The 6,885-nt window shown below is 58.8% G+C and carries 5 protein-coding genes; 4 read left to right on the forward strand and 1 reads right to left on the reverse strand.

The window, feature by feature from the left end; translation table 11 throughout:
* Positions 1-2 precede the first annotated feature (2 nt).
* The 4 genes from nuoK to nuoN are packed head-to-tail and all read left to right on the forward strand — an operon-like array spanning position 3 to position 5,204.
* A complete protein-coding gene (gene nuoK / locus KGA81_RS26010; RefSeq protein WP_007946416.1) occupies positions 3-311 on the forward strand; it encodes an NADH-quinone oxidoreductase subunit NuoK in 309 nt (102 codons plus the stop codon).
* On the forward strand, positions 308-2,161 hold the full coding sequence (gene nuoL, locus KGA81_RS26015) for an NADH-quinone oxidoreductase subunit L (RefSeq protein ID WP_223549819.1): 1,854 nt from the start codon (positions 308-310) through the stop codon (positions 2,159-2,161). The genes nuoK and nuoL overlap by 4 nt, the downstream gene beginning before the upstream one ends.
* A 39-nt stretch (positions 2,162-2,200) precedes the next feature.
* On the forward strand, positions 2,201-3,733 hold the full coding sequence (gene nuoM, locus KGA81_RS26020; protein WP_223549821.1) for an NADH-quinone oxidoreductase subunit M: 1,533 nt from the start codon (positions 2,201-2,203) through the stop codon (positions 3,731-3,733).
* A 7-nt stretch (positions 3,734-3,740) separates the two neighbouring features.
* Positions 3,741-5,204, forward strand: coding sequence for an NADH-quinone oxidoreductase subunit NuoN (gene nuoN / locus KGA81_RS26025; RefSeq protein ID WP_223549823.1), 1,464 nt, complete (start codon positions 3,741-3,743; stop codon positions 5,202-5,204).
* Between the two features lie 1,226 nt (positions 5,205-6,430).
* Here the strand turns inward: nuoN and KGA81_RS26030 are convergent.
* On the reverse strand, positions 6,431-6,820 hold the full coding sequence (locus tag KGA81_RS26030; RefSeq protein ID WP_223549825.1) for a hypothetical protein: 390 nt from the start codon (positions 6,818-6,820) through the stop codon (positions 6,431-6,433).
* Positions 6,821-6,885 lie beyond the last annotated feature (65 nt).

Consider the following 6,885-nt stretch of genomic DNA (forward strand, 5'->3'; position numbering starts at 1 on the left):
CGATGCCTGCTATCCCTATGGAGCATGGTCTGGCGGTCGCCGGCATCCTGTTCTGCCTCGGCCTGGTCGGCCTGATGGTCCGCCGCAACATCCTCTTCGTGCTGATGAGCCTGGAGGTCATGATGAATGCCTCCGCTTTGGCGTTCATCGTTGCCGGTAGCCGCTGGGCGCAGCCGGATGGACAGATCATGTTCATCCTGGTGATCAGCCTGGCAGCCGCCGAGGCCAGTATCGGCCTGGCGATCCTGCTGCAACTGTATCGCCGCTTCCACACGCTCGATATCGACGCTGCCAGTGAGATGCGCGGATGAACCTTCTCTATCTGACTTTCCTGTTCCCTCTGATCGGTTTTGTGCTGCTGGCGTTTTCTCGTGGCCGCCTCTCGGAAAACCTCTCGGCGCTGATCGGCGTCGGCTCCATTGGCCTGTCGGCGATCGTCGCGTCCTATGTGATCTGGCAATTCAACGTCGCCCCACCGGAAGGTGGTCACTACTCCCTGGTGCTGTGGCAATGGATGGCGGTGGAAGGCTTCACGCCGAACTTCGCCCTGCACCTGGACGGCCTGTCGGTGACCATGCTCGGCGTGGTCGTCGGCGTCGGCTTCCTGATCCACCTGTTCGCCTCCTGGTACATGCGCGGTGAAGACGGCTACTCGCGTTTCTTCGCGTACACCAACCTGTTTATCGCCAGCATGCTGTTCCTGGTCCTGGCCGATAACCTGCTGTTCGTGTACTTCGGTTGGGAAGGCGTGGGCCTGTGCTCGTACCTGTTGATCGGTTTCTACTACAGCAACCGCAACAACGGTAACGCTGCACTCAAAGCCTTCATCGTGACTCGTATCGGTGACGTGTTCATGGCCATCGGCCTGTTCATTCTGTTTGCCCAACTGGGCACGCTGAACATCCAGGAACTGCTGGTGCTGGCTCCGCAGAAATTCCAGGCCGGCGACTTCTGGATGGTCATGGCCACCCTGATGCTGCTGGGCGGCGCTGTCGGTAAATCCGCACAACTGCCGCTGCAAACCTGGCTGGCGGATGCGATGGCCGGCCCTACCCCGGTTTCGGCACTGATCCACGCCGCAACCATGGTGACCGCTGGCGTCTACCTGATCGCCCGTACCCACGGCCTGTTCACCCTGGCGCCGGAAATCCTGCATCTGGTAGGAGTCGTCGGTGGCGTGACCCTGGTTCTCGCAGGTTTCGCAGCCCTGGTCCAGACCGACATCAAGCGTATCCTCGCCTACTCGACCATGAGCCAGATCGGCTACATGTTCCTGGCCCTGGGCGTCGGTGCCTGGGATGGCGCGATCTTCCACCTGATGACCCACGCCTTCTTCAAGGCCCTGCTGTTCCTCGCGTCCGGTTCGGTGATCGTTGCCTGCCACCACGAGCAGAACATCTTCAAGATGGGCGGTCTGTGGAAGAAACTGCCACTGGCCTACACCAGTTTCATCGTCGGCGGTGCGGCCCTGGCGGCCCTGCCTCTGGTGACCGCGGGCTTCTACTCCAAGGACGAAATCCTCTGGGAAGCGTTCGCCAGCGGCAACAACGGTCTGCTCTATGCAGGTCTGGTCGGCGCGTTCATGACTTCGCTCTACACCTTCCGCCTGATCTTCATCGCGTTCCACGGTGAAGTGAAGACCGAAGCCCACGCCGGTCACGGCATTGCCCACTGGCTGCCACTGTCGGTGCTGATCGTATTGTCCACCGCCATCGGCGCGATGATCGTTCCGCCACTGCACGGCGTGCTGCCGCAAAGCGTCGGCCATGCCGGCGGCGAAGCCAAGCACAGCCTGGAAATCGCTTCGGGCGCCATCGCCCTGTCCGGTATCCTGCTGGCCGCGCTGCTGTTCCTCGGCAAGCGTCGCTTCGTCACCGCCATCGCCAACAGCGGCATCGGCCGTGTCCTCTCGGCCTGGTGGTTCGCTGCCTGGGGCTTCGACTGGATCTACGACAAACTGTTCGTCAAGCCGTACCTGGCGATCAGCCACATCCTGCGCAAAGACCCGCTCGACCAGACCATCGGTCTGATCCCGCGCATGGCCAAAGGCGGTCACACCGCCCTGAGCCGTACCGAGACCGGTCAACTGCGTTGGTACGCCGCCTCGATGGCTGCTGGTGCCGTGCTGGTCATCGGCGCCGTCGTGCTGGTAGCGGTCTGATATGAACCTTGCGAATTTGCGAAAGGAAACGAACCCGTCATGATTCTGCCTTGGCTAATCCTGATCCCCTTCATCGGCGGCCTGCTGTGCTGGATGGGTGAGCGCTTCGGCGCCACCCTCCCCCGCTGGATTGCGCTGATCACCATGTCCCTGCTGCTCTCCCTCGGCCTCTGGCTGTGGGCCAACGGTGACTATTCATTTGCGCCAAAGCCTGGCGCCGATCCGACCTGGGCGCTTGAGTTCAAGCAAGTCTGGATCCAGCGCTTCGGCATCAATGTGCACCTGGCCCTCGACGGCCTGTCGCTGTTGATGATCCTGCTGACCGGCCTGCTGGGTGTGCTCTCGGTACTCTGCTCGTGGAAAGAGATCCAGCGTCACGTGGGCTTCTTCCACCTGAACCTGATGTGGATCCTGGGCGGTGTCGTCGGCGTGTTCCTCGCCCTCGACCTGTTCATGTTCTTCTTCTTCTGGGAAATGATGCTGGTGCCGATGTACTTCCTCATCGCGCTCTGGGGTCACAGTTCTTCGGACGGCAAGAAAACCCGGATCTACGCGGCGACCAAGTTCTTCATCTTCACTCAGGCTTCCGGCCTGATCATGCTGGTGGCGATCCTGGGGCTGGTACTGGTCAACTTCAACGACACCGGCGTGATTACCTTCAACTACGCCGACCTGTTGAAGACCAAAATGTCGATGACCACCGAGTACATCCTGATGCTCGGCTTCTTCATCGCCTTCGCGGTCAAGTTGCCCGTCGTGCCGTTCCACTCCTGGCTGCCTGACGCTCACGCCCAGGCGCCGACTGCAGGTTCCGTCGACCTCGCCGGTATCTTGCTGAAAACCGCGGCCTACGGCCTGCTGCGTTTCGCCCTGCCGCTGTTCCCGAATGCCTCGGCCGAGTTCGCGCCGTTCGCCATGACCCTGGGTCTGATCGGGATCTTCTACGGTGCGTTCCTGGCGTTCGCGCAAACCGACATCAAGCGTCTGATCGCCTTCTCGTCCGTTTCCCACATGGGCTTCGTACTGATCGGCATCTACTCCGGCAGCCAACTGGCGCTGCAGGGTGCGGTGATGCAGATGCTGGCGCACGGCTTGTCCGCGGCAGCACTCTTTATCCTGAGTGGCCAGTTGTACGAACGCACTCACACCCGCGACATGCGCGAGATGGGTGGCCTGTGGTCGAAGATCGCCTACCTGCCGGCCCTCAGCCTGTTCTTCGCAGCTGCGTCCCTGGGCTTGCCGGCGACCGGTAACTTCGTCGGTGAGTTCCTGATCCTGATCGGCACCTTCGCCAGCGCCCCATGGGTCACAGTGATCGCCACGTCCGGCCTGGTGTTCGGTTCGGTCTACTCGCTGATCATGATCCACCGCGCCTACTTCGGCCCGTCGAAATCGGACGCGGTGCTGCATGGCATGGACGGTCGCGAAATGATCATGGTGGTCGGTCTGGCCGCGCTGCTGATTTACATCGGCGTGTACCCACAACCGTTCCTCGATACCTCTGCCGCTACGATGCATGGCGTGCAGCAATGGCTCGGCACCGCCTTCACTCAACTCGCTTCGGCCCGGTAATAGCGCTATGGAATTCACGACTCAACACTTTATCGCGCTAGCGCCGCTGTTGATCACCAGCGCCACGATCATCGTGGTGATGCTGGCGATCGCCTGGCGCCGCAACCACTCCCAGACCTTCCTGCTGTCCGTGGCGGGTCTGAACCTGGCACTGCTGTCGATCCTGCCTGCCCTGAAAGTCGCGCCCCTGGCCGTGACGCCGTTGCTGCAGATCGACACCTTCGCCTGCCTGTACATGGCGCTGATCCTGGTCGCCACCCTCGCCTGCGTCACCCTCGCCCACGCCTACCTCGGCGATGGCGGCACGGGTTACCCGGGCAACCGTGAAGAACTGTACCTGCTGATCCTGATGGCCGCCGCCGGTGGCCTGGTGCTGGTCAGCGCGCAGCACCTGGCCGGGTTGTTCGTCGGCCTGGAACTGCTGTCGGTGCCGGTCTACGGTCTGGTGGCCTATGCCTTCTTCAACAAGCGCTCGCTGGAAGCCGGTATCAAGTACATGGTGCTGTCGGCGGCCGGTTCCGCGTTCCTGTTGTTCGGTATGGCCCTGCTCTACGCTGACGCCGGCTCCCTGAGCTTTGTCGGCATAGGCCAGGCGCTGGCGGCTACTGGCCTGCCAAGCTCGCTGGCGCAACTGGGCCTGGGCATGATGCTGATCGGCCTGGCGTTCAAGCTGTCGCTGGTACCGTTCCACCTCTGGACTCCAGACGTGTACGAAGGTGCTCCGGCACCGGTGGCCGCGTTCCTGGCGACCGCTTCGAAAGTGGCAGTGTTCGCGGTGATGGTGCGTCTGTTCCAGATCTCGCCAGCGGCGAGCAGCGGCGTGCTGAGCAACGTACTGACCATCATTGCCATCGCGTCGATCCTGTTCGGTAACCTGCTGGCCCTGACCCAGAGCAACCTCAAGCGTCTGCTGGGTTACTCGTCCATCGCCCACTTCGGCTACCTGCTGATCGCCCTGGTGGCGAGCAAGGGCCTGGCCGTGGAAGCCATTGGTGTGTACCTGGTCACCTACGTGATCACCAGCCTTGGCGCGTTCGGCGTGATCACCCTGATGTCCTCGCCGTACAAAGGCCGTGACGCAGACGCCCTGTACGAATACCGCGGCCTGTTCTGGCGTCGTCCGTACCTGACCGCCGTCCTGACCGTGATGATGCTGTCCCTGGCCGGCATCCCGCTGACCGCGGGCTTCATCGGCAAGTTCTACATCATCGCCACCGGCGTCGAGTCCCATCAGTGGTGGCTGGTCGGTTCCCTGGTACTGGGCAGCGCCATTGGCGTCTTCTACTACCTGCGCGTCATGGTCACCCTGTACCTGATCGAACCGAACCTGCGTCGCGTCGATGCCCAGCTGCACTGGGAACAGAAGGCAGGTGGCGTGATGCTGCTGGCTATCGCCCTGGTCGCGTTCTTCCTCGGCGTCTACCCACAACCGCTGCTGAACCTGGTTCAACAGTCGGGTCTGGCGGGTTGATCGCTTGAGCGACACTTGGTAGAAAACGGAAACGGCACCTTCGGGTGCCGTTTTTGCGTTTGGGGGATTGCTCTCCCCTTTCTCGGAAAGTGCCTGCAAGGAGACCGGATGCAACTGACATACAACCGGCGCAGTTGCTTCTAAGATAGTGGCCGGCTTTCAGGTGTAGACAATAAAACGAAGGATTACTTCTGAGTTGGCCGAGGGCTTTGAGCCCCCCGGCCAAAGAGAGGCAACGACACACTTCTGTGCGAGGGAGCTTGCTCCCCCTGGACTGTGAAGAAATCTCAATCCCGGTGAAGCCGGTGCGACAGGAAAACAGCAACTGCCTGAAGTTCTGGCGTCTACATCACCCGAGCGCTGACCGGACCGCGGGAGCCACCTCCCTCGCCCCAGGTGTACGGCCACTTTTGGACGCTAGTGGACTGGCTTAAATAACGGCGATGGACAATTTATCAATGAAGTCAAAAATAAAAAGATGTAACAGTTGCCACGCGCCAAACACTACAGGGCCATCCAGAATTAAACACGGAAATTGCTATTCGTGTAGAAAAAAAGTGCACCACCCCATCATTCAAGACGAAGCACCACGCTGGCGACTAACTTTATTGCTCGGCACCGTTGCTTTGACTTTCATCTCAATAGCAGCTCAATCAATTCACAATCAACACATAGCATTCCCCTATAGCAAGAAGCGTAGTGGAGTAGCTTGGTACGAATTTAACGGATTGGAAATCATCATTCCAGTATTGGCCATAACTTTATTATCAGTGGGCTTACTAGCAGTAGCCATAGCTCACTACAGCAAACGACCTTACTCAAAAAAATTCAAGCGAACAATAATTTTCAGTCTCTGCGCTGGCTGGCTCTTGTATTTAATTTCTATTTTTTTTGGAAACAAGATTATATAGATATTGACTCGCACCAACGAAAACTCGGACGGAATATCAATACCAACGTAACAGCCTGCCTAGATGTAATTAGTAGCGAATTACTTGGATAGAAGAGCCTAGAGTAGACCCGTAGCATCGACGTATAACGTCACCTTTTTGCTGTCCAATTTTGGGTTTTAAACATAAAAAGATCGTCATACTATAGGTTGTCTGACGAACTCTTAGCGAGCACGCTCGCGAAGGCGTTGGGGCAGGCACAAACAAAAACGGCACCTTTTGGTGCCGTTTTTTCCTTTGGTGCTTCAATGACAACTTGGAAATTCAGGTATCGGGTTATCTGAGTTCCAGTAGCACGTATGTAATTGCCATCCCGGTTAGAGTGACCGTCACACCCACTGCATAAATGACCAGAAGACGTTTCAGGTGAGGCGGAAAATTCTCGATATCTTCAGAGGCCACTTGGCCATAGCGGATGTACGCATTCGGCCACACCACCATACCGGCAATTGTAGAGACCAGCGCATACCCGCCAAACCAGCCCTGGCGCCGCCATACTGGCCCCCAAATGAGGATGTGGCGACTGTTTTTCAAGGCCTCCATCATGGCATCCAGATGACGGCGGCTCAGGTAGAAGCAGTAAGCGATGTTCACAACGCCTACCAGAATTGGGCCGCCGGCAACAGTAATTGCAATCCACGGAGACCATGTGTCGATGCTGGTCATCACTGCTTTACTTCAAATATTTTCTCACCTACGTATTCGCCCCCCCTACCCCCCTCTTCTGTCCC

The organism is Pseudomonas sp. A-B-19, assembly GCF_019947515.1.
GTDB lineage: Bacteria > Pseudomonadota > Gammaproteobacteria > Pseudomonadales > Pseudomonadaceae > Aquipseudomonas.